The sequence below is a fragment of the Streptomyces sp. NPDC003284 genome (assembly GCF_053589675.1).
Genome location: NZ_JBSFSI010000031.1, coordinates 1 through 23,963 on the forward strand (window position 1 = coordinate 1; position 23,963 = coordinate 23,963).

The 23,963-nt window shown below is 73.6% G+C and carries 15 protein-coding genes and 1 pseudogene; 6 read left to right on the forward strand and 10 right to left on the reverse strand.

What is annotated here, in order from left to right; genetic code table 11:
* Nucleotides 1-253, forward strand: a pseudogene (locus ACWDYF_RS35600) (TetR family transcriptional regulator); the annotation flags it as partial.
* Nucleotides 254-316: 63 nt separating this feature from the next.
* Here the strand turns inward: ACWDYF_RS35600 and def are convergent.
* The gene (def, locus tag ACWDYF_RS35605; protein WP_389471098.1) at nt 317-970 is read right to left on the reverse strand and encodes a peptide deformylase; all 654 of its coding nucleotides are present in this window, start codon (nt 968-970) and stop codon (nt 317-319) included.
* Between the two features lie 421 nt (nt 971-1,391).
* Between def and ACWDYF_RS35610 the strand changes: the two genes are divergently transcribed.
* The gene (locus ACWDYF_RS35610) at nt 1,392-8,633 is read left to right on the forward strand and encodes a hypothetical protein (RefSeq protein WP_389471095.1); all 7,242 of its coding nucleotides are present in this window, start codon (nt 1,392-1,394) and stop codon (nt 8,631-8,633) included.
* Between the two features lie 38 nt (nt 8,634-8,671).
* On the opposite strand, the gene ACWDYF_RS35615 is transcribed toward ACWDYF_RS35610, so the two are convergent.
* The 4 genes from ACWDYF_RS35615 to ACWDYF_RS35630 all read right to left on the reverse strand — a co-directional run bounded on the left by ACWDYF_RS35615 (nt 8,672) and on the right by ACWDYF_RS35630 (nt 11,894).
* Nucleotides 8,672-9,589, reverse strand: coding sequence for a TIGR03619 family F420-dependent LLM class oxidoreductase (locus tag ACWDYF_RS35615; RefSeq protein ID WP_389471091.1), 918 nt, complete (start codon nt 9,587-9,589; stop codon nt 8,672-8,674).
* Nucleotides 9,590-9,705: 116 nt separating this feature from the next.
* Nucleotides 9,706-10,086 carry a nuclear transport factor 2 family protein gene (locus tag ACWDYF_RS35620; RefSeq protein ID WP_381741781.1) on the reverse strand — a complete coding sequence of 127 codons (381 nt, stop codon included), beginning with the start codon at nt 10,084-10,086 and terminating at the stop codon, nt 9,706-9,708.
* A 96-nt stretch (nt 10,087-10,182) separates the two neighbouring features.
* Nucleotides 10,183-11,145, reverse strand: a complete 963-nt coding sequence (locus tag ACWDYF_RS35625) for an aldo/keto reductase (protein ID WP_389471088.1) — start codon at nt 11,143-11,145, stop codon at nt 10,183-10,185.
* 119 nt (nt 11,146-11,264) lie between these two features.
* Nucleotides 11,265-11,894 (reverse strand): HAD family hydrolase, encoded by a 630-nt coding sequence (locus ACWDYF_RS35630; protein ID WP_389471085.1) that lies wholly within the window; start codon nt 11,892-11,894, stop codon nt 11,265-11,267.
* A gap of 196 nt (nt 11,895-12,090) precedes the next feature.
* On the opposite strand from ACWDYF_RS35630, the gene ACWDYF_RS35635 reads away from it, so the two are divergent.
* The 3 genes from ACWDYF_RS35635 to ACWDYF_RS35645 all read left to right on the forward strand — a co-directional run bounded on the left by ACWDYF_RS35635 (nt 12,091) and on the right by ACWDYF_RS35645 (nt 15,926).
* Nucleotides 12,091-12,519, forward strand: coding sequence for an organic hydroperoxide resistance protein (locus ACWDYF_RS35635; protein ID WP_381741787.1), 429 nt, complete (start codon nt 12,091-12,093; stop codon nt 12,517-12,519).
* 649 nt (nt 12,520-13,168) lie between these two features.
* A complete protein-coding gene (locus ACWDYF_RS35640) occupies nt 13,169-14,587 on the forward strand; it encodes an FAD-dependent oxidoreductase (RefSeq protein WP_389471081.1) in 1,419 nt (472 codons plus the stop codon).
* 217 nt (nt 14,588-14,804) lie between these two features.
* On the forward strand, nt 14,805-15,926 hold the full coding sequence (locus ACWDYF_RS35645) for a glycerophosphodiester phosphodiesterase family protein (protein WP_389471079.1): 1,122 nt from the start codon (nt 14,805-14,807) through the stop codon (nt 15,924-15,926).
* A gap of 39 nt (nt 15,927-15,965) precedes the next feature.
* On the opposite strand, the gene ACWDYF_RS35650 is transcribed toward ACWDYF_RS35645, so the two are convergent.
* From ACWDYF_RS35650 to ACWDYF_RS35660, 3 genes are all read right to left on the reverse strand, one after another.
* The gene (locus ACWDYF_RS35650) at nt 15,966-16,811 is read right to left on the reverse strand and encodes a prephenate dehydratase (RefSeq protein ID WP_018570095.1); all 846 of its coding nucleotides are present in this window, start codon (nt 16,809-16,811) and stop codon (nt 15,966-15,968) included.
* Nucleotides 16,808-17,668, reverse strand: a complete 861-nt coding sequence (locus ACWDYF_RS35655) for a hypothetical protein (protein ID WP_389471076.1) — start codon at nt 17,666-17,668, stop codon at nt 16,808-16,810. The genes ACWDYF_RS35650 and ACWDYF_RS35655 overlap by 4 nt, the downstream gene beginning before the upstream one ends.
* A 61-nt stretch (nt 17,669-17,729) precedes the next feature.
* Nucleotides 17,730-18,776, reverse strand: a complete 1,047-nt coding sequence (locus tag ACWDYF_RS35660) for an NAD(P)-dependent oxidoreductase (protein ID WP_389471071.1) — start codon at nt 18,774-18,776, stop codon at nt 17,730-17,732.
* Nucleotides 18,777-19,044: 268 nt separating this feature from the next.
* Here ACWDYF_RS35660 and ACWDYF_RS35665 point away from each other — a divergent pair, with 268 nt between their 5' ends.
* The gene (locus ACWDYF_RS35665) at nt 19,045-20,451 is read left to right on the forward strand and encodes an FAD-dependent oxidoreductase (RefSeq protein WP_389471066.1); all 1,407 of its coding nucleotides are present in this window, start codon (nt 19,045-19,047) and stop codon (nt 20,449-20,451) included.
* Nucleotides 20,452-20,551: 100 nt separating this feature from the next.
* Here the strand turns inward: ACWDYF_RS35665 and ACWDYF_RS35670 are convergent, their stop codons facing one another.
* Together ACWDYF_RS35670 and ACWDYF_RS35675 are read right to left on the reverse strand one after the other, a co-directional pair.
* Nucleotides 20,552-21,898, reverse strand: coding sequence for a S53 family peptidase (locus tag ACWDYF_RS35670; RefSeq protein WP_389471064.1), 1,347 nt, complete (start codon nt 21,896-21,898; stop codon nt 20,552-20,554).
* Between the two features lie 65 nt (nt 21,899-21,963).
* Nucleotides 21,964-23,955 (reverse strand): hypothetical protein, encoded by a 1,992-nt coding sequence (locus tag ACWDYF_RS35675; RefSeq protein ID WP_389471061.1) that lies wholly within the window; start codon nt 23,953-23,955, stop codon nt 21,964-21,966.
* Nucleotides 23,956-23,963 lie beyond the last annotated feature (8 nt).

Consider the following 23,963-nt stretch of genomic DNA (forward strand, 5'->3'; position numbering starts at 1 on the left):
CACCGACGACGCCGTACGCACCCGCCGCGACCGCTCCGTCCAGGAAGTCGACACCTTCCTGCGCCGCGCCACCGACGAAGGACTCCTCCGCCCCGACCAGCCCGAAGGCTGGGCGAGCGTCCTCCTGCCGCAGCTGATGCACCTCGTGGCCGGGCAACTGCCCCACCTCAGCGCGGCCCAGGCCGCCGACGTCGTCGTGGACACCTTCCTCCACGGCACGGGAGCCCGGCAGCCCCAGCCGTCGGCGCCCTGACCACACGCGGCCCCCTGAGCACCCTGGCGGGAAGCCGTCCGGGTGCTCAAGGCGCCGGTCCGGTCAGCCGTGCTCGGCCACCGGGTAGCGCGGCTCGCCCTCGGCCATCTGCCGCAGCGCGTCCTTGCGGTCCCGGGCGGAGAGCCGGTCGAGGTAGAGACGGCCGTAGAGGTGGTCGGTCTCGTGCTGGAGGCAGCGGGCGAAGAAGTCCCGGCCGCGCACCCGGACCGGGTTGCCGCGCACGTCCTGCCCGGTGACCTCGGCGTAGTCGGGGCGGGCGAGTTCGGCGAAGGCCGTCGGCACGGACAGGCAGCCCTCCTTGCCCTCGGCCAGCCTGCGCTCGGCCGCGGGCCGCTCGACCAGCCGCGGGTTGCAGACCACACCCACGTGCCGGGGGCCGCCCTTCACCTCGGGGCAGTCGTAGACGAAGACCTTCAGAGCGACGCCGATCTGGTTGGCGGCCAGGCCCACACCCGACGCGGTGCGCTGGCTGGCGAACATGTCCGCGACCAGCTGCTCCAGTTCCGGGCCGAAGTCGGTGACGTCCGCGCACTCCTTGTGCAGCACCGGATTGCCGACGACCGTGATCGGCCGCGAGGTGCCCCGCTCACGCCAGGCCGCCTCACGCGCCTCGCAGTCCTCCGTGTCCACGACATAGCCCTCGTCGTCGATGGGGAGCACGCCCGTCTGCTGCTGATCGGTGTCCTGCTGCGCCATGACCGACCTACGCCTCCTGCACACATGGGGGGTGTTTCGCGGTCACACCTTAGTACGGCGGTCTTCTGCGCATGCCCGCACCCAGTGCATGTTCCTCGGGGCGTTCCGCGACAGGTGTTTCCATGGGACGCCATGGCCCAACTGCGCCTGGTCCAGCTCGACCCACGCACCGCCCGGTTCACCGGCCTGCGCACCGCGGCCCGCGACCGGGCGGGCAACAGCATCGTGCAGCAGACCCCGGGCCCTCGGGCTGAAGTGACCGCACTCTCCGCTGTTCAAACATGTCTGCGGGCGAACATTCCCCGCACACTGTCCGACACATAGTTTCCGGAATCGGCTCCCGACCGGTGTCGAAGCGTCACCGGCCGCTCATCCGTCCCGCGCAGACTCGTCCGCCGGGACGGAAGGCGGGAGACGCCCGGTGGCCGAGGAACCCTGGTACAACCCGGTCGTGATCGCTCTGACGGGCACGTCCGTGCCGCTGGGTTCGCCGGAGCGCATGTACCGGGAGGTGGTGGTCCCGCACCTGGAACTGGTGCAATTCCTCGACGGTCTCCAGCGCGCCCTGGCCGATGTGACGGCCGGGACCGCGGCCGGAGCGAGCGGGGACATGCCGCAGGAGTACGTGCGGGCCATGTCGACGCTCGCCTCCGGCGACGGCGCGGACCACATCCAGGCGCTGAAGGAGACTGCGGCGCAACTCGCCGACGCGGGTGCCGAGTTCGCTTACCAGCTGGCCTACACACTCATCAACATCGCCGGGCAGGTGGTCCTCTTCCTGGCCGAGTGGGCGGTCACGCTGGTGCTGATGATCTTCAACCCGGTCGAGGCGCTCACCGAACAGGCGGCCCTGCGGGCGACCTTCAAGGTGCTGCTGCTCAAGGAGCTGCGGCGGCTGGCGCTGGAGGCCGTGGTCATGGTGGGTGTCAACGTCGCCCTCTCCACCGCGCTGGACGGACTGACCCGGTGGGCCCTCGCCACCCAGGGCAAGCACACCATGCAGGGCGCCGCCTACCACCGCCAGTCGGTGGTGTTCGGCGCCATCCAGGGCGCGATCGGCACCGCGCTGCCCTTCGCGACGGCGGGCATCTCCAAGGTGCTGACGAAGATCTCGGTCCCCGCCGCGGCCAAGGCGCTGGAGAAGGCGGTCCAGGCCGGACTGCACCGTCCCACCCCCGTGCCCCCGGTCCGTACGGCGGACGGGGGCGCCACGCGCGCAGCCGGCGACGCCCTGCTCGCCCCCTGGGCCTCCGCGCTCGACGGGTGGTTCGCCGGGAAGCTGGCCGCCGCGGCGGCGCCGATGGCGCTCTCCCTCCGTTCCGGCGTGGTCGACAGCGCGGCCCGCGACCTCTTCCGGCTCCGGACGGAGTCCCTCTTCGGCAAGGCCTTCGCCGAGCACATCGGACCGGCGGCGGCACGGGGCGCGGGAGGCGCCTGGGCAGACGCCTTCCTCGCCCACGCCGGCCGGCCCTCCCGCAGCGGTCGTTCAGCCCTGGCCGAGGCGCTGGGCGAAGCGGTACGCCCGCTGCCCGCGGGGTTCGCCCCGCTGCGGACCCAGTTGTCGGAGGGCGTGGCGCGGGCTCTGCCCGGCGCGGCAGCCACCCGCGTGCTGTTGCTCCTGTTCGAGACGCCGCTGAACGCGGCGCACCAGAACCTCTCCGAGGGCGTGTTCAACGTCTGGCTGACCGGCAAGTTCAGCACGTCGGGGTTCACCACGGCCGCGGGCGCGGCAGGACTCCTCGTGAGTACCGCCGGGCACCAGGTGGCCGCCCCGGTCGCCCACTGGATGAAGGGCGCGGCCCACGATCTGGGGAAGCTGTTCGGCTCCGTCCGGCACGCACCTGCACCCGGGCACGTCAACGGGATCGGCCCGGCGGCAACGGAGGCTGACGGGACCGCCGCGCCGACCCGGCCCCTCCTCTCGGCCGGCTCCACCGTCTCGGCGGGCGGTGCCGCTGTGGCCGGGCGCGCTCCGGTCCCGGGAACGGCGGCCGCGGCGGTCGCCCTGCTGGATCCGCCGTCCGTCATGGGCGTGGCGCCACGGCCCGGTGCCGGTGTCCCGCTGGCCGCGCCCCTTGAACCGAACCCGCCGCTCAACCCCGACGTGCACCCGGCCGCCACGGTCGGCGCGGGTACGCCGCCCGGCGCCGGGGAGCCCGTGGCGGGCGGCGCGCGGACCGGACCGGCCGCGCTCGCACCCGAACCCGGCCGTCCGCATCCCGGCCACCCGGGTCCCGGGCGCCTCCTCCCCGGGCGGCTGCCCACCGTGTCCGGTGACGGATCCGTATCCGTATTCGTTCCGGGCCGTGCGGCGGAAGCCGCCGCCGGGCGATCCGGACCGGGGCCTTCCGCCCGTCCAGGACCGTCCGTCCAGGCGCCCCCACCAGGTGCGGAGGAGCCGACGAGTCTGCGTGCCCGTGTGGAGGCCGCCCTGCGCGGCGCGGAGCCGGTCACGGCGGCCGTACGGAACACCCTGGCGCACCGCCTGCCCACCCTCCACGAGACGGACGAGACCGCACCCGAGGCTTCCGCCACCAGCACCGGCACCGGCACCGGCCCGCACAGAACACCCCCGGACACAGACGTGGGCGCGGGAGAAGACCACGCAGCCGTCAGGACCGTACGCCCCGACGGCCCGGCACCGCACGAGCCGCGCCCACGCCCCGGGCAGCCGGAGCGGCACCCGGCGGCCGTCTCCGCGCGGCACACCCCTCTCGGACTGCCCCCGTATCTGCGGGAGTTGCGCGCTCCCGGCCTCTCCACTGCGTACAACCTCACCGGACACGAATTCGTGTCCACCGCCCTGAGCACGACGACCGGCCGTTCCGACGGGACGGTCGCCGAGATCGTCGCTGATCTGGCGGGTCGCCCGGAGACCTTCTACGGCGAGGGGCGTTCCTTCACCGTCGCGGGACACGAGGGCGGCGACTGGTACGAGGTCACCGTGTCGATCGCGCGGGGCCGCGGGGACCTGCCCGAGTCCTTCGCCTCCCCGGAGGCCGCGAAGGCACAGGCCGTAGCGGCGCGGCAGGAACGGGAGATCGCCGCGTTCTGGGCCAGGCGCGAGGCGGCCACGACGGGCAAGGGCAAGGGGAGGGAACTTGCTGAGGAACCGCCCGAGCAGGACGGCACCCCGGCGGCCGGGGACGCCCGGCAGCAGGACCAGACGGCGCGGCTGGACCAGGGCGCGAGCACGAAGATCGACGTCCAGCACACCACCTCTGCGGCGGTGAGCCACAGCGCGGGCGACTCGTCGGGCGTAGGCGGCGGTCTCACGGCGTTCGGCCTTGCGCCGGTGGTGCCAGGTGTCTGGCTCGGCGGGGCCGTGACGGCGAACGTACAGCCGTTCCAGACGACGGCGGAGCTCCGGGCACAGCGGACGGTCTCCGAACCGCGGGTGCTGCGCAGCGACAAGGGGTCGGTCGAGGTCCCGCGCCAGGTGCGGTACATCGTGCGGATCGGGCGGCAGGGCGAGCAGGCCCGGACGTTCGGCGGCGACGGCACCCTGGTGATGCGGGTGCCGACCGAGCACCTGGTGCCCGTCACGAACGAGGTGCCGGCAGGGCTGCGCCCGCTCTCCGGGCCGTCGGCGAACCGACTGCGGCTCGCCGATTCGCTCGCACCGTTCGCCCTGGACGACCCGGCGGCCTCGCGTCCGGGAGGGCGCGAACTGTTCGACACCGTACGGTCCGTGCTGCACCCAGCGCTGACCGTGCCTGGCGCGCCGGGGCGGGACCGGCTGCACGAGGCCATGTCCGCGGCCACCCTGCTGGAGGACCTGCCCCGGCTGCTGAACGGCTGGGTGGTGGGCGAGGACCTGGCCTCGAAGGACGGGAGCGTCGCGGGCACCTACCGGATGCGTGCCGAGCTGACCGGCCTGGCCCCCGCCTGGTCGGTCGGCAGGACCCAGTTGCGTACCCACCAGCAGTCCCAGCACGCCGTCACCGGGACGGCGGGCAAGGGGCGGGCCGCGATGTTCGGGGCGGGTCCGGCGGCGGGCTTCGGGGTGCTCGGCGGCACGGCCGCGGTACGGGCGACGGTGATGCCGACCGTCTCGGCGCGGACCTCCCGCTACACCGTGAGCGAGCGGACGGTGTCGAGCCGCCAGGGCGCCGAGGTGCGCGGTGACAAGGCGCTGTACCTGGCCCGGGTGCGGTTCAGCGTCGAGGGGACCGGTCCGCTGCCGCCCGCCGCGAAGACCGGCCCGGGGGCGCGGAGCGCGGAGCACACCATGGACCTGTGGCTGGGACTGCGGGCCGACGAGGCCCACTCGCTCGGCCTCGCCCTTCCCGCCGGAGTGGAGCCGGGCCCCGCCGTCAGCGCACCCGGTCTCGACGACACCCGGCGCCATCTGCCGTTCGGTCCGGCGGGCGCGAGCGTGGCGATCAGCCAGCTGGACACCCGGCCCCTGCTGTCCGGCATCGAGCGGCTGTTCGCCGCTGATCCCCGGCTGGCGGGCTGGCTCCCGGAGTTCGGCACGTCCGGCGCGCAGGCGGGTGCACGGGGCAGGAAGGTGAGCGCCGAGGACGCGCAGGAGCGGCGGCGCAACTACCGGGAACTGGTCACTCTGCTGTCCGAGACTCATCTGCGCTCCCACAAGGACCAGTTGCTGTCCTCCGGCATCAACGTCCGGTTGCGCCACAAGAGCCGCTGGCACAAGCAGGATGTGCAGATCCGGGTGACGGGCACCCTGCGGGAGACCGGATACCTGGGCGAGACCAAGGACTGGCTGGTGCGCAGTCACTCGGGTGTCGCGGGCTCGGTGCAGAGCGGGCGTTCGGGCGCGCGCTCGTTCGGTGCGCTGGCGCTCGGTCAGTTCCGGCTGCTGCCCGGCGCGCTGTCGGCGTCCGTGCGCGGCGAGCGCGTCCGGCACAGTGCCCGGCGCAGCCAGGGCGGCCCGGTCACCCGGTCCGACGTGCTGACCAACGGCGACGAGACCGCCGCCGTCTTCGGGGGTGCCCTACGCCTGCACGTGGAGGTCACGATGACCACGCGGGAGCGGACCGCCAAGCGCGCCCTCACCCCCGGCGCCCCCGGTCGGCACACACCGGTCGCCGAACACATCGCGTCCTCCGCGCACACCCCGCAGTTGTTCCTGGGCGAGCAGCGGGTGCGGCTGCTCACCCCGAGGGCGCTGACCGTGGACGGGGCCGCGATGGACCGGCTGGCCGCACGGCTCCCGGCCACCGGCTCCGGGGCCAGGACCGGGACCCGGGAGTTCGCCGCGCGCGGCATCGGGGATCTGTCTGGCCTGGCGCCGGAGCCGGAAGGGACCGGCCCGGCCGTCCGGACCGTCCGGGACTGGACTCTGGTGGAGACGGTCGGCGACGGCCGACAGATCCGGGAACTCGCCTTCGACCTGCTGGCTCGGGCGGCCGGGGGTGACCGGCCTGGACGGACGGACCGCGCGCTGGAGGCCGAGGGCCTGGCGCCGCGGCTGGCGGTCGAGGAGGGCCTGAGCACGCGTTCCCTCACGGCGGGGCTGCGCCAGGCGGTCTCCTCGGGCTGGGTGGTGCGCGATCTGCGTCATCCGCGCCGGCTCGCCGGGCTGCGCGGCGCCGTCGGCACACGGATGACCCTCGCCAACCCGGAAGTCGTGGCGGAGGGCACGGGAGCCGGGACCGAGACGCTGCACCTCGGCGGCCACCAGGCCACCGGGCAGGAGGGCCACGGCGTGAGCACGGCCGTGCAGGGCAGTCTGTCAGGCGCGTACAACCCGGCCGGGTGGCGGCTGGGCACGGGTCTGTCGGTGGCGCGCGGGCGCAGCCGGGGCACCGCGACCGCCACCACACTCGGCGGCACGGTGGAGCGCAACGCCCACACACCGCGCAGCCGTCCGCTCCACCTCGTCCGGTGTGATCTGCTGGTGCGCATGGTGGCCGAGGCGGAGGCCGGGCTGGGCGGCCCGCACGTCGCCACGGGAGAGCTGACACTGCCGGGCGCCGCCGCCGTGTGGCTGACCACCGAGCAGCTGCGGGCGGCGGGGCTGCGTCCGCCGGGGGCGCCGCCCGAGCCGTCCGCCCCGCCGACCGCGGGACCGTCCGCCTCCCCGGATGGCCCGGAACGCCCTGCACCCCAGCCACCAGCACAAGCACAGACAGAACCCCCGATGCCCGAGCTGGCCCGCGAACTGCCCCTCGGGCTGGGCATGATCGAGGATCTGCCCGACTTCGTCCCCCTGCTCGAGCGGCTGCGCGCGGACCTGGGCCGCCGTGACCAGAACCTCGCCGAAACCCTGCTTCCCCGGCGACAGTTGGCGGACCCGCACGACAACGTCCAGCGGCTGCTGCGGGTACTGGACCGGGACGGAGCCGCAGGGCTGCTGTCGTCCGCGATGGACGGCGGTACGGCCGTCGAGCTGTTCCGGGACCGCAAGTCCCCCTACTGGGCGGTGTTCCAGGTCCGCCGGACAGGTCCGGGTGTCTACGAGGCCGACGCCGACGACGGACGCGACATGGAGTACATCACCTCCGCCACCGCACAGCGCACGGCCGCCCGCGACACGGTCGACTCCACCACCGTCGAGGCGCTGCTGTCGGGGGCGGGCAAACCGGGGGACAGCGTGCCCCGGTTGCGCAACGCCGCCGCCGCGGTGGGGCTCGGCGCGGGCTCCGCGGACACGGTGCGGTCCGCGAGTGTCGCGCGCGGACAGCTCGGGGTGAAGACGGTGGCCGAGGCGGCGGGCCGCTCGGTCCGGATGCGGGTGCCGTTCGAGGCGACGCTCGAAGTGCGGGGACCCGAGGGCCCGGTGGGCTCCGTCACCCTCGGCCCGCAGTCCCTGGTGCACCGCATCCCGGCGAAGGACCTCCAGGCGCTGGCCCGGCTACGCGCGGTGCCCCTGGAGCAGACCGGGCAGGCGCGCCTGCGGCCGCAGGACGCCGACCCGGCCGCCCTGGAGTCCTGGCACCGCCGCGGTGTGACCCTGCCGATGGAGGCACAGGTCAACGGCTTCCGCGGCGCGCCGGAGATACGTCAGGTGATCGCGGACGCCGCGCGGGACGCCCACGGCGGCGAGCACTTCACGAGGACGGGCGAGGCCGCGGCGTACACGCAGCACGAGGCGGTGTCCACGGAGTGGCTCACCTCCGTCCTGCCGCTGCTCACGACGGCCGGCGCGGATCTGCCGGTCGCCCCCGCCTTCGACGTGCGCGGGCACGATCTGCACACCTCGCTGCACGCGCGGCTGCGGGACGGACGGGTGCTGGGCGCCGGTGACAAGATGACCTTCGAGACGGTCGCGCAGAGTGCCCCGGACGCCCTCCGTCCCACCGGCGCGGACGGCCAGCACACCGTGGAGCACACGAAGACGGCGCGTGCCGCGGGCGGCGCGGGTCTGCTGAACGGCACCGACGTCCGGCTGAACCGGCTGCTGGCCGGTGCCGGGCACACCGGCGGCGGTGCCGACGGCACGGCCGCCGGTTCGGGTTCGATGCCGCTGCACAAGCCGAAGGCGGAATCCGCTCTGGTGCAGTTCACACTGGACGTGCGGGTGGTGGCGGAGGTGAAGGGCGTGGTCCGGCCGGGCCACCCGGCCGTCTCCGTCCGGGAGTTCACCCACCCGGTCCCGGTCGTCGTGCGGATCCCGGCGCCCGTGGTCCGGGAGATGCTGCGCGACCCGGCCAACCGGAAGCGGCTGCGGGACCCGGACGGGCTGCTGTCCTGAGCCGCCGGTCCGGACCCGTGCCTGCGACGGCCTCCGGCTCAGCCCGCGCGCACGCCTTCGAGGAAGCGGCCGGCCAGGTCGACGCGCTCGTCGAGGGTGGCGGGTGTCTGCCCGAAGTCGACGAAGAGTTCGTGCACACCGGCCTGTGCGGCGGCGCGCGCGTAGTCGACGTACTGGCCGAGGGTGCCCGCGCCCGGCATGACGTCCGGGCCGGTCCGGTGCTCGGTCAGGGTGGGGTTGACGCGCAGCGCCATGCGCAGCGCCGCCGGGTCCCGCCCGGCCTCCTCGGCCGCCTTCAGGACGGTGGCCCACATACCGGTGAGGTGCGGCAGCGGCAGCGCCACGGGCAGCCAGCCGTCCAGCCGCCGGCCGATCCGGCGGAGCCCGGCCGGGGTGAACGCCGCGAGCAGGACGGGCGGTCCGGGACGCTGGAGCGGCTTGAGCCCGACGACGGTCTCGGGGATGGTGAAGAGCGGGCCCCGGTGCGAGAAGTCGTCCTGGGTCCAGTATCCGTGCAGCACGTCGAGCGTCTCGTCCAGCCGCGCGCCCCGGCCCGCCCACGGGACGCCCACGCCGGTGTACTCGTCCGGCATCCAGCCGAGGCCGAGACCGACGTCCAGGCGGCCGCCGCTGACGACGTCGAGCGTCGTGAGCGACCTGGCCAGCAGCAGCGGCGGCTGCCACAGGCCGTTGAGCGTGCTGGTGCCGAGGCGGACCCGGCCGGTGTGGGCGGCGGCGAGCGTCAGGCTGACCAGCGGGTCGAGGTGGTTCTCGTAGATCCGGGGCATCACCCCGTCCTTGCTCGGGTACCGCGCGCTCGGGGAGCGCGGGGCGAGCACCCGGTCGCCGGTCCACAGGGAGTCGTACCCCATCTCCTCGGCGGTACGGCTGATACGGACGATGCCTTCGGCGTGGGCGTCCGGACCGAAGGTCGGAAGGGCGAGACCCAGGCGCATGTGTGTGATTCCTCTGTGCCGTGGACGGTACGGCGCGACATGTGTGCCGTGCGGCCGGGGCGGTCCGCGGGGACCGCCCCGGAGAGACCACTATATGTTTCTCCCGTCGGCCCGCCTCACTTGCCGCTCAGGAGCCGCCGGCCGTACTCGGGGTTGCTGTAGTCGCGCCAGGCGGCGATCAGACCGTCGCGCATCTCGTAGACGGCCATGTTCATCACCGGGGCGAGCGGGCCGCCGGGCAGAGCCAGGCCGTGGACCTGCTCGGCGATGACGACGTCTCCGTTGACGGCCTGGTGGACGGTGTCGAACTCGACCCGCTCGAAGGCGCCGAAGACGTTCTTCCACACCTGGAGCACGGCGTCCCGGCCGTGCACCTCGTCGTCGCCGTAGCTGTGGAAGACGACCTCGGGGTGCAGATAGGGCGCGAGACGGTCGGCGTCCTTGGTGTTGAACGCCGTGACGAACTCGCGGACGAAGGTGTCGTGGTCGACGGACATGGTGATGCCTCTTTCTCCGGTCTACTTCTCTGGACTACGTGGTCCAGCTAGTGTGCGATGAATAGATTGGACCTGCAAGTCCAAAAATCTGGGCCCTCAGATCCAGGTGGGCATGTGCTCGGCCCGGTAGCGGGCACCGTGGCCGCCGGACGGCAGGACGGCACGTACGGCGTCCAGGTCGTCCGGTGTCAGGACGAGTTCCGCGGCGCGGGCGTTCTCCGCGGCGCGTGCGGCGCTGCGGGTGCCCGGGATCGGCACGATGTGCTCCCCCTGCGCCAGCAGCCAGGCGAGCGCCAGTTGGGCGACGGTGGCCCCCTTCGTCGCGGCGAAGGCGGTGAGCCCGCGCACCGCGTCGAGGTTCTTCTCGTAGGCACCCGGCTGCCAGCGGGGGTCGCCGCGGCGCCAGTCGTCCTCGGCGTACTCCGCCGCCGGTCTGACCGAGGCGCTGAGGAAGCCGCGCCCCAGCGGCGAGTAGGGCACCAGCCCGATGCCGAGTTCGGCGAGCACCGGGAAGAGCGCCTCGACGTCGCGCTCGAAGAGCGAGTACTCGGTCTGGAGCACGGACACCGGATGCGCGCCGTGCGCCCGGCGCAGTGTCTCGGGACCCGCCTCGCTCAGTCCCAGGAAGCGGACCTTGCCCGCACGGACCAGCTCGCCCACGGCGCCCGCCATCTCCTCCACGGGCACGGCGGGGTCGACACGGTGCTGGTAGAGCACGTCGATGTGGTCGACACCCAGATTACGCAGACTGCTGTCGACGACGGTACGGATGTGTTCGGGCCGGCTGTCCAGGCCGAAGTCACGGGTGTGGCCGAACTTGGTGGCGATGACGACCTCGTCGCGGAATCCGGCGACCGCCCGGCCCACGAGCCGTTCGTTCTCCCCCCAGCCGTACACCTCGGCGGTGTCGATGAAGGTGACGCCGAGTTCACGGGAGCGCCGGATGGCCGCGAGGCCGCCCTCTTCGTCGGCGGGCCCGTAGGCGGCCGAAATGCCCATCGCGCCGAAGCCGATGGCCGAGGTGGTCAGGCCCTGACCACCGAGTGTGCGCTGCTGCATGGTCCTCCGTCCACGGCCGGAACCCGTCGGGTGACGGTGTCGGTCGTCCGGCCCGCATCAGCATGCGGCGGAAAAAATGGACCAGCAAGTCCAAGTGGATGGCCACGCTTCACACCATGTCAGCCCGCCTCCCCCAGGGGCACACCCAGCAGCGCCTCCAGCCGGGCCACCGTCTCCCGCGGCTCGCGCGCGTGCACGGTCGCGAAGCCCAGCGCCGCGGCGGGCGGCAGATACTCCTCCGTGTCGTCGACGAACACACACTCGTCCGCGGGCAGGCCCAGCAGATCGAGCATCAGCGCGAAGATCTCCGGTTCCGGCTTGCGCAGGCCGTGCTGCCCGGAGATCACCACGGCGTCGTACTCCCGCTCCAGGTCGTAGCCCTCGTAGAGGTTCCAGGGGCTCAGGCCCACCGAGTTGGAGAGGATGCCGACCTTCACGCCCGCCCGGCGCGCGGCGGCAGCGGCGGCGAGCACCGGGGTCTCGGGGCGCAGATCGGCGAAGACCCGGCCCATGAGGTTGTCCCCCGGGATGCCGAGCACCCGGCCGGCCTCGGTGTTCCATTCCTCCTGTGTGAGCGTGCCGCGCTCCAGCTCCTGGGTGCGCCGCGCCGCCTCGGGATCCAGGTACAGCGCGCTGATCAGAGCGCCCCGGGCCAGCCCCGCGCGCTCCTCGAAGGCGAGGGCTGCGGGAAAGAGCGGCGTGGTCAGCACGCCGCCGAAGTCGAGGACGAGGCCCTTGCGATGCGTCATGCCGGAACTCTACGAGGTGCCCGGGAGGAGAGTTCGCCCCCGGTCGGCAGACACATATCTACGTCACCCGCTTGACTAGTGACGCACGCATCCGCCATTCTTACATCACCGCCTGAACGGGTGACGAGAGAGTCCGAGTCGCCAGGGAAGGAGGCCCACCCCCGAACACCCACCCGCACACACAGGGAGAACCGTCATGGCACCCGTCACCTACACCGCCCGTGTCGCCGTCACCGGCGAGGGCCGCAACGGCGGCACCGCCCGCTCCGAGGACGGCCTCCTGGAGCACACCCTGGCCATCCCGAAGGAACTGGGCGGCGCGGGCGGCGCCACCAACCCCGAACAGCTCTTCGCCGCCGGCTGGGCCGCCTGCTTCCTCGGCGCCCTGCGCCGCGCCGCCGCCACCCGCCACATCCGCCTCACCAGCACCGCCATCACCGCCGAGATCACCCTCACCCACGGCGACGACGGCGAGTTCTCCCTCTCCGCCACCCTCCACCCCGTCCTCGGCGGAGTCGACCAGACCACCGCACAGGAACTCGCCCACGCCGCCCACCAGATCTGCCCCTACTCCAAGGCCACCCGCGGCAACATCCCCGTCACCCTCAACGCCACCACCGCCTGACGAACAAGAACCACCCCGCCACCGATCACCCCCTCCCCCCCCTCGAAACAGGGAGTCGCCATGTCCTCCGCAGTGGTCGCCCGAGGGCGAACCGGTAAGCGTCGCAAGGCCGTTCACGCCGCCCGCACGGCAGCCGCGGCCCCCGCACCCGCAGGCCCGGCGGCCACCGCCGCCGACGCCGACGCGACCGGCGGAGGATGGCCCGATCCCGCCCTGATGTGGTCCTGGGCGGAGAGTGCCGCGATGTCCGGATACGGCCCTTCAGCGGCCCCCTTCCTCCCGTGAACTCCCTGAGAACCCCGAGAACCCGGCGAACCCGGTGAACCCCGCGCCCCGCCGCTCCGTTGTTCCCGGTGTGAGGCCCTGACGCCCAGGCGACGGCGTCAGGGTCCCGCCCACTCGGCAGCGGTCCTCGTCACCCTGCCGGTAGAGCCAGGCGGCCCCCGTACGTCCCGCTCACGGGGCCGCCCTCCGTTCCGGCCCCTTTCCCCGGGAGAGCCGGAACCGGAAGGTCCCGCCCGCCCCGTGCGTCGGCGGGCGGGACCGCCGGGACCCGAATCATCCGAGGCGAGCGTACGAAGGCACCTCCGGGTCCGCGCTCGTCCCCGTACAAGGCGATGGATGTGTCGCCAGGCAAGGTGTGTGTGCTGTGACCGATCAGACCCTACGGAGCGCCTCAGCTCCTTCGAACGGGCATGCAGTCGTCGTCGGGGCGGGCATCGCCGGGCTCGTGGCCGCGCAGGCGCTGGCAAGCACGTTCGCCCGGATCACCGTCATCGACCGGGACACGCTCCCCGCCGAGCCCGGCCCCCGGCGGGGAGTGCCGCAGAGCAGACAGGTGCACGGACTGCTCGGCGGTGGCGCGTCGGCGCTGGAGGAGCTGTTCCCGGGCTTCCAGGACGAGTTGGTCGCGGCCGGCGGCGCGCTGGGGGACGGCCAGGTGGACCACCACTGGTTCCTGGACGGCTTCCGGCTGCGTACGGCCCCGTCCGACATACCGGGCTACGGAGCCAGCCGGCCGCTGATCGAGAGCGTGCTGCGGAACCGGGTGGCGGCCTTGCCCGGTGTGAGGATCACGGACGACATCGAGGTGGTCGGCCTCGCGGCGGACGGACCGGACCGGGTCGCGGGCGTCCGGGTCACCGAGCGCCGCGCCGACGCGCAGGAGACGGTTCTGTCCGCGGACCTCGTCGTGGACGCCTCCGGGCGGGGATCACGCGCCGGTGTGTGGCTGAGCGGCATGGGACATCCGCAGCCCGAGGAGTCCACCGTGCGCATCGACCTGGTGTACGTCACACGCCACTACGCGAAGCGGCCGGAGCTCCTGGGCGGACGGCGGCTGGGCGTTTCGGTCGTCCCGTCCCCGGCGCTGCCCCGGATGGGTGTCGTCATGCCCGAGGAGGGCGACCGGTACGCGCTGCTGCTGGCCGGCATGTTCGGCGAGGAGCCCCCGACGGACGACGCCGGCATGCTGGAGTACGCGAGATCGCTGGCCAGTCCCGAGGTGGCCGCTGTCATCGAGTCCGCGACACCCCTGGACGAGCCGGCCAGGATGCGGTTCCCCGCCGGGGTGCGCAAGCACTACGAGAAGCTCAAGCACCACCCCGAGGGCTTCGTGGTCATGGGTGACGCCCTGTGCAGCTTCAACCCCGCCTACGGACAGGGCATGACCGTCGCGGCCATGGAGGGCGTCCTGCTGCGCCGCCTGCTGTCGGAGGGGACCGCACAGCTCCCCGGACGCTTCTTCCGCGCCGCCGCCAAGCTCGTCGACACCCCGTGGGCCCTGGCCACCGGCGGCGACCTGCGATTCCCCCAGGTGGAGGGCAAGCGGCCGCCGGGCGACAAGCTGATCAACAAGTATCTCGAACGCTACCGCGCCGCGGCGTCGGTCGATCCCGGTCTCGCCGCCACGTTCCTGCGGGTCGCCAACCTCATCGAGCCCCCCGGACGGCTGCTGCATCCGGCCAATGTGCTCCGTGTCCTCAGGTACGCCCCCAAGGCCACGCAGGCGGCGCAGGCCGCGCACGCCGCGCGCCACGATCCGGCTCCCGCCCACGAGGCCGAATAGACCGAACGGGCCGAAGACACCGAAGAGACCAAACAGGCCGAACAGGCCGAACAGACCGAACAGACCGAACAGGCTGAACAGACCGAACAGGCCGGGCCGGACGCCCCCGTTCCGGCCCCGTTCACCCCACCCTCACGAACGGTCCTCGTGCCGTCCGGAACCGCGGCCTAACCTCACTGGGTCCCCGCGCCCCGCCCCAGACCCCGACGAGGTTCCCATGTCCCTCCGGCGTGCCCTGGCCGTCCTCACCGCCCTGCCCGCGCTCGCGCTCGCCCTCCCGGCGAGCGCGCAGGCGTCCGCCGCGGCCCCCGCCGCTCACCATCACCCCGCCGCTCACCATCACCCCGGCCCGCCGCAGCCGCCCCGGCAGAAGCACTTCGATCTCCAGGCCCACCGCGGCGGCCTCGGTCTGACCACCGAGGAGTCCCTGCAAGGGTTCGCCAAGGCGCTGCGCCTCGGGGTGAGCACCCTGGAACTGGACACGCAGATCACCCGGGACCACAAGGTCGTCGTCAACCACGACCGGCAGATCAGCGCCCAGAAGTGCGCGGACACCCGTCCCGTGACGCCGGGCGACCCGATGTACCCGTATGTCGGCAAGTACATCAAGGATCTGACGCTGGCTCAGATCAAGACGATGGACTGCGGCTACCGGCAACTCCCCGGCTTCCCCGAGCAGGAGCAGATCAAGGGCTTCCGGATGGTGGAGCTGAAGGACGTCCTCGACCTGGTCAAGCGCTACCGGGCCCGCCAGGTCAAGCTGAACATCGAGACGAAGGTGGAGGCCGGCTCGCCCGAACAGACGGCGCCGCGCGAGCTGTTCGTGCGCCGGGTGTACGAGGAGATCCACCGCTCGGGCATCGAACGGCAGGTCACCATCCAGTCGTTCGACTGGGGCGCCCTGAGGACGATGCACCGGCTGGCGCCCTCGTACCCGCTGGTGGCGCTGACCAACCACGACTTCCTTGAGGTGGGGAAGCCGGGCGCGTCACCCTGGCTCGGCGGGATCGACGCCGACGACTACGACGGCGACTTCGTGCGGGCCGCCGTCGCTGCCGTCCCCGGCCTCACCGCCCTCTCCCCCAACTACGGCTTCCCGCAGAGCGGTACGGTCGCCGACCCGGACTTCCGCTTCTACCCCGACGCGCGGATGGTGGCCGAGGCGCACCGGCGCGGGCTGAAGGTGATCCCCTGGACCTGCGACGACCCGGCGACGCTCGCGGCGCTGATGGACCTGGGGGTCGACGGGATCATCACCGACTACCCCGACCGCGTCCGCGCCCTCCTGGCCGAGCGCGGGATGCCGCTGCCGCGGGCCTACCCGGCGCCGCGCCGCTGAGCCCGGTCCCGCCGCACCCCCGCCGGCCTGCGGGCCCGCTCAGGCGGGCCGCTCCCCGCGCCGGTGGGGGTGGGACGGGTAGACGCCGAGAATGCGCACCTCGGAGGAGAAGAAGCGCAGCTCCTGGAGGGCGAGCGCGACGCGTGACTCGTCGGGGTGGCCCTCGATCTCGACGTAGAAGCGGCTCGGGTTGAGCCCGGCGCCCATCTGGTAGCTCTCGATCTTGGTGAGGTTCACCCCGCTGCTGGCGAATCCGCCGAGCGCCTTGTAGAGGGCGCTCGGGATATTGCGTACGCAGAAGAACAGGCTGGTCACCGTGGGTCCGTCGGTGCCCGGCCAGGGGCCCGGCTCCCGGGAGAGCACCACGAACCGCGTGGTGTTGTCCGGGTCGTCCTCGACCCCGGCGCGCAGCACGTCGAGGCCGTACAGACCGGCGGCGGCGGGCGGGGCGAGCGCCGCGTGCCGCGCGTCGCCCAGCTCGGCCACCTCACGCGCCGAGCCCGCCGTGTCGTCGCTGACCAGGGTGCGCCAGCCGCCCTCGCGCAGCAGCTTGCGGCACTGGCCGAGCGCGTGCACATGGCTGCGGACGCACTCCACCTGGTCGAGGGTGGCACCCGGGACGCCCATCAGGTCGAACCGGATGGCGAGGAAGTACTCGCCGACGATGAACAGACCCGACTCCGGCAGCAGGTGGTGGACGTCCGCCACCCGGCCCGCCGCCGAGTTGTCGACCGGGATCACCGCCACGTCGGCCGTGCCCAGCGAGACCGCGTCCAGCGCCTGCTCGAAGCCCGTGCACGGCAGCTCGTCGCCGTCCGGGAACAGCGCGCGGGCCGCGGTCGCCGAGTTGGAGCCGCGCTCACCCTGATATGCGACGGTCGTCACCGTGTATCGCCCTCCACCGTGGGGGTCCTCTCGTCGGGCGGCAGCAGGTCCACCGCGTACCGCATGTACTGCAGTATCGGGGTGCTGTCGTCCACCAGGGAAATCAGGGGGTCCTCGGCCGCGCTCCCCCGGGCGGACAGACCGTACTCGTACGCCGCCGAGACCACCTGGTGGACCAGCCGGGACGCCCGCCGGACCTGCTCGGCGAGCACCGCCGTCGCGGCCGCCCGCTCCCTGGGTTCCGCCCGGGAGACGCCGTGCAGCCGGGCGGCCAGGCTCAGCCGCTCGTCGTGCAGGGCGGCGGCCAGCTCGGCCGCCGCGGCGGCGGGCGTCACGAACGCGCCGGGTGCCTCCAGCCCGGCCAGGGCGTCGGTCAGCCGCCGGGCGGCGCCGAACGCCATGCCCGCCACCGCCGCCCACACGAACACCGCGTCCCCGGCCCCCAGCGGTGTGCCCGCGGAACTGGTGGCGAACCCGCCCGGCACATACTCGTCCACGAGCCGGAAGACCGCCCCGGCCCGCTCCGCGTCCCCGCCTCCCGGCGATGCGGGCAGTACCTTCGACGCCACCACGAACACGTCCGGATCGCTCACCCCGAAGCCCTCCCCGCTCCCGCGCGGGTGTGCGGTCAGCCGCAGCGCCAGCCACGGGCCGGGCTGCGCCCCTCCGGGCAGCCGCCACTGCCCCGACACGGAGAAGCCGCCCGCGACGCCCCGCACGAGCGGACCGGCGCCGGACGGTTCCCGGGGCAGCGCGGTGACCAGCGGCGCGGCCCAGTTCCAGACCGAGGTGAACGACTCCCAGGCCGCCGAGGCGTCCGAGTGCCCGTCCCGCTCGTAGAAACCGAGCACCCGCACCGGACCGGCGTACGGTCCGACGATCCTCAGGTATCCGCCCCCGGCGTCCGCCGTGCCCCGCCTAGGCAACCCGCTCACCCGTCCCGTGCTCGTCCATGCTGTGCTCGTCCGTGCCGTGCCCGTCCGTGCCGTGGCCGTCCACGGGCCGTGTTCCGTACGCTGCCGTGTGGACGACGTTCTCCAGTTCCGCACCGCGCGCGTACCGGTGCAGCTGACGGCGCAGGAAGTCCACGGTCATCCGGGGGAACGCGTCGGTGAAGGCCCCCACATGCGGGGTGATCAGCGCGCCCGGCAGGTCCCGCAGCGGATGCCCCGCGGGCAGCGGCTCGGGGTCGGTCACATCGAGGGCGACACGCAGCCGTCCGGCGCGCACCTCGCGGACCGCGGCGGCGGTGTCCAGGAGTTCGCCCCGGGCCACATTCACCAGGAACGCGCCGTCCTTCAGCAGCGCCAGCTCCGCCGCGCCGAACATGCCCCGGGTGCCTTCGGTCAGCGGGGCGCACAGCACCACCGCGTCCGCCGTGGGCAGCAGCGAGGGCAGTTCCGCCGCGCCGTGCACCCGGCCCGCCGGGGTGGTGCGCCCCGTCCGGGCGACGAGGACGACCTCGCAGCGGAACGCGCCGAGCAGCGCCGCCACGGACGCGCCCACGGCACCGTAGCCGACCACCACGACCCGCTTGCCGACCAGGGTGACACCGGTGCGCGGCCCGCCCGCGCCCGTCCGGCCCCGCACCGGGCCGCGCGCGTAGTCGTCCAGACCGCGGGCGAGGGCCAGCAGCAGGGTGACGGCCAGTTCCGCGGTGGCCTCGCGGTGCACACCCCGCGCGGTGGCCAGCCGCGCACCCGGCGCCAGCAGGTCCAGCAGCGGCACCATGTGCTCGTATCCCGAGCTGAGGAGCTGCACGGCCTCCACGTTGGCCGCCACGGGCAGCAGCCGGGCGAAGACACGTTCCGAGCCGGTCGCCGGCGGACCGACGAGGAAGTGGACCTCGCGCGGGTCACCGGGCAGGTCGGCCGAGCCGTCCCAGTGGCGATAGGTGAGTCCGTCCGGCAGGCCGCGGACCCGTTCCGGCCGGTACGGGAGCCACACCGTCTTGCCGTCGTTCATCGTGCCTCAGCTTCTTTCGCTGCTTGCGCTGTTCCGCCGGTCCGCGGCACGTTGGCACCGGACCGGCCGGTCATCTCCGCGCGGACACCTGCGCGTCTACAACAGGCCAACGTGTGCAAGATGGCCGAAAGTTCACGTGAGGTGCGACACACCATGTGTCGGACATCCGGTGAACCCGGCGCCGCGCCGACACGTTTCCGGGACGGGGGAAAGGTGGGTGTTTCCGCCCACGACCATATCTCGCACGAGATCTCGCACGAGGAAACACATGGGCACAGCAGCGACCAGACAGATCCCCTCCTCCGGCCTCGCCTCCCTGCGCGCCGCCGTCGAGGGACCGGTGCTCACCCCGGACGACCCGGACCACGCGGCGGAGTGCACCGGCCACAACCTGCTGCGCACCTCGCGGCCCTCGGTCGTCGTCGGCGCCACCTCCGCCGACGACGTGGCCGCCGCCGTGCGGTTCGCGGCCCGGCACCGGCTGCCCGTCGCGGTGCGCAACGCCGGGCACCAGATGGTTGTTCCCGAGGACGGCGACTGGCTGCTCATCACCCTGCGCCGCATGAACGACGTCGTCGTGGACCCCGGGCACCGCACGGTCACCGTGGGCCCCGGCGCCCGCTGGGACGACGTCCTTCCCGAGACCGCGCGGCACGGTCTCGCGCCCGCCTGCGGTTCGGCGCCGCGGGTCGGGGTGACCGGCTACACGCTGGGCGGCGGGATCGGCCCGCTGCTGAGCCGGACCCACGGATACGCCGCCGACCATGTCCGGCGGATGGAGGTCGTCACCGCGGACGGCGCCCGCCGCGAGGTCACCCCGGAGTCCGAACCCGGCCTGTTCTGGGCGCTGCTGGGCTGCAAGGGCAACTTCGGCGTGGTGACCCGCATGGAGTTCGGTGTCTTCCCCGTGACCCGCTTCTTCGGCGGCGGGCTGTGGTTCTCCGGCGCGGACGCCGCCGGGGTGCTCGACGTGTGGCGGACCTGGCAGGCGGGGCTCGACGAGCGCACCACGACGTCCGTCGCCGTCCAGCAGCTCCCGGACCTTCCCCAGCTGCCGCCCCCGCTGCGCGGCGCGTTCGTCCTGCACGTCCGGGTGGGCCACCTCGGTCCGGCCGCCGAGGGCGCGGCCCTGGCCGCCCCGCTGCGGGCCGCCGCGCCCGTCCTCCTCGACACCCTCGCCGAGCGGCCGTACGAGCAGGTGGGTGAGATCCACCGGGACCCGGTGCGGCCGTCCCACGTGTCCGAGACGACCGTGGGGCTGCGGGAGCTGTCCGGCGGCATGTTCCCCGCGCTGACCGCGTTCACCGGCCCGGACTCCGGCTGTCCGCTCGCCGCGGTGGAGATCCGGGTCCTGGGCGGTGCCCTGGACCGGGAGCCGCCGGTGCCCAACTCGGTGCCCTCGCGCGGCGTCCCGTTCGTCACGTTCGCCTTCGGCGTCGCCCCGCTGCCCGAGGCCGGCCCGGTCCGCGGGCGGCTCACGGCGTACGCCGAGGCGATGGCGCCCTGGGCCGACGAGCGGAACATCATGAACTTCCTGTCCCCGGACGCGGCCCGCGCGCGGACGGACATGCGGGCGCTGTTCGGCGCCGAGCGCCACGACCGGCTGGCGGCGGTCAAGCGCCACTACGACCCGGAGAACATGTTCCGCCTCAACCACAACGTCCGTCCAGCCTGAGCGGGCCCCACTCGGAGGCCGGTGCCCGCGCCCGCGCGGCGGCGGTCCGCCGCCCGGGGAGCCTCACGCGGCTCCCGGACGGCGGACCGCCGTGTCCCGGTCAGCGGACGGGAGCGAACGCCCCCAGTCCGTCGGGCGTGCCCAGCCCGGTCGGCCCGTCGTACCCGCGCAGCGCGGTGCACAGATAACTGCTCGCCGGGCACTCCTGGCCGCTGTGCGGCACGCTGACGCTGCCGCCGGAGATGTCGTTCAGCCGGTCGCGGTGGGCGTACAGGCGCGACGCGTCCCGGACGTCCTCGGTGTGCCCGGCCAGTGCGTACATCGCCGCGACGAGAGGCGCCGAGGCGCTGGTGCCGCCGACCTTCATCCAGCCCGCGGGCGGGCCGTTGGGGTCACGGATGCTGTCGTACACCGCGAGCCCGGTGACCGGGTCGGCGACCGCGGAGATGTCCGTGAGCGTCCGGTTCGGGCAGTCCCGGTCGTGCTGCCAGGCGGGTTTGGCCACATGGGCGGAGCAACCGGCGCCCGCCGCACCGCCCTTGTAGTTGGTCGCCCACGCCGTCTCGGACCAGCCGCGGGCGGTGTCGCTCTTCTTCAGCGTGGTGCCGCCGACGGCGGTCACGGTGCTGAGGGTGGCCGGGTACAGGGCGTCCAGCTGGAAGCCCGCGTCGCCCGCCGCGGCCACGATGGGCACACCCGGGTGGTTGTAGGAGGCCGCACGGACCGGATCGGGGCCCGTGCCGTGGCTCCGGTTGTCGGTGACGTCGCTCTCGGGTCCGCCGTAGCTGTTGGAGACCGTCGTGGCGCCCAGCCGGACGGCGGTGTCCACCCCGTCGGCGAGGCTGTCCCAGTTGGCGTTGTCCGACTCGACCAGCAGGATGTCGCAGGACGGGCAGAGCGCGGACACCGCCTGCACGTCGAGGCTGATCTCGACGCCCCAGCCGGCGTCCGGCTGCGGCAGCGGAGCGGTGTCACCCCGCTGATTGACCTTGCGGAAGCAGCCGTTGTCCGTCGTGCACGGCGGCAGCCCGTACGTCGAGCGGTACACGGCCAGATCGGCTTCGACGGTCGGGGCGTCGAAGGCGTCCACGATCGCCACGGTCCTGCCCTTGCCCGCGCCCGCCCGCACGGCCGCCGTCAGACCGTAGGCGGACCGGAGGTCGGCCGGCCCGTACCCGGCCGGTGCCTGGGTCCGGCTGCCCGGTGCGGAACCGGGCAGCACCTCGGCGAGACAGGCCGCCTCACCGGGTCGGGGGACGTCGCACGCGCGTACCGCCGGGGACTGGTCGTCCGCCGCCGGTCCGCCGCCCGCGGAGTTCGCGGTCACCGCCGAGGCACCGCTGAGGAGGGCGACGAGGGCACCGGCGACCGCGGCGGCCGCCCAGGGCCGCCGGGAACGCCTGCCGCTGTCGGCTCCCGTGGCCGGGACGTTTCTGATGTCGCTCACGGAACACTCCTGGAGTTCGGGGGAAGGGACGCCGCCGCGCGGGCGGTGGCGTCCCGCGCTCGCGGTCACGGCACCTGGTAGGCGCCGGGCAGTTCCTGGTCGACGCGGCTGCCGGTGCTGTCCCAGGCGGCCAGGCGGAGCGACACGGTGTGGCCGGAGGCGGTGGACGGCACGGTGCAGTCCGCCGTGAACCGGCCCGCGCCGCCGCGGGTGCGGAGCTTCTGCCAGTGCGCGCCGTCGTCGTAGGAGACCGACATCTCGGCTCCGGTCACGACGCCGGGCGGGGCGTACTGCTGGCGTCCGACGTCCAGCGACAGGGTGTGGCGTCCCGGGGTGAGCCGGTTCATCAGGTCGGCGTCGGTGTTGGTGTAGGCGTACAGCAGCGGCAGGGCGCCGCAGGCGTTCCCCTCCGCCGGGCACAGCATGTCGTCGGGCAGGGTCCTGCCGTGTCCCGGGTCGGCCGTGAAGGTCCAGGTGGTGTCGGTGCCGGGCGAGAGCCGGCCGTCCGCCCCCGTGGAGCGGTTCGCCAGCCGCAGTTCGTAGCGGGCCCGCCCGGCCGGAACCGGCACGCTGACCTGGGACAGGCCGCTCTCGCCGGTGGCGTACAGCGCGCCGTCGCGCTTCAGGGTCACGGAGTCGCTGCTCTGGCGCTCGTACACGCCTTCGTGGCCCGGTGTGTTGTCACCGGCGGGCAGCAGCGCGAAGCGCAGCGAGGTCGCGTCGGCGCAGGCACCGCAGTACACCGTGCCGACCCGGGTCGCGAGGGGGCCGTTCGGATGCGGTGCCCCGGCGCCGAAGGTCTCGTCCGGGTTGCGGCCCGCCCGGTAGACGCTCAAGCCCGAGGCGAGGGCCGTACCGCGTGCCGTGTCCGCGTACTCCTGGGCCCAGGCCGTGTCGGGCAGGGCGCTGTAGTACTCGGTCTGCTCGGTGCCCGCGGGCAGGAACTGGAAGGCGGCGGGCAGGATTTCCCGGGTCCGGGCCGCCCAGGTGGGTACGGTGATGCCGACGACCAGGGCGGGTGTCGCGTCACCGCCCGTCCCGGTGTACGAGCGGCGCACCGTGGCGAGCGTCGCGGGGTCCGCCTTCGAGGGGTACGTCGTGAGGGTGCGGTCGGCGGACTCGGCCAGGTGGTAGGCGTAGGGCTGGGCGGTGCCCTCCGGCGAGGCGAAGTCGAAGGTCGAGACGACGCTGAACCGGCCGTGCGTGACCGGCCCTGCACCGGGGTTCACACGGATCTTGTTCGTGAGGCTCACACCGGACGGCCACTGCTGGTGGAACCAGAGGCCGTGTTCGGCGCCCGGCCCCGACCCGTCGCCCCGGTACACGGCGAACGACCGGCTGACGAGCTGTGCGGGGCGCGGTGTGACCGGAACGGGGACGGGCACGGTCGCGGTACTGGCGTCCAGGGTCACCCGGGTTCCGTCGCGCACCGTGAACTCGGGGTTGATCGTCATCCAGTACGTCAGGCCGTCGCTGGTCCCCTTCCAGTGCTCGAAGAGCGCCGCGTAGTGACCGGCGGGCACGACCGCCCGCACGACACCGTGGGTGATGATGTAGGTCCGGCGGACGAAGGTGTTGTCATCGAGGTTGGTCAGCAGCAGATTTCCGCTCGTGGCGGGAACCGATGTCTCGTCGCGCGTGTCGATGGTCAGCCGGACCATCTTGTACGCGCGCCCGGTGCCCTTCCGCGTGGCCGTCTGCGCCGCGGGCCGCGCGGCGGCCTGGCCGCAGGTGCGGTCGGCGAGCGCGGTGACGTCATAGGCCGCCGGGCCCGGATGCGCCGCGCCGCCGTCCGCCGCGGTGGAGGGCATCAGGTACTGGTGTCCGTCGGACCAGTAGGTGGTGACGGATTCCTTCACCCGGGCGGGGTCGGTCAGCCGGGCCGTGCGCTGCCCGGCGTTCCCGGTCACGGTGGCCCGCAGCCCGCCGGGCAGGGTGACCTGGCACGGTTTCACGGCGGCGGCCCCGCCGGTGAACACGGCGGGGGGCGCCGTCGCCGCCGACGACGAGGGCACGGTGAGGAGCCCGCCGGCCGCGGCAAGGGCACAGACCCCCACCGACGCTC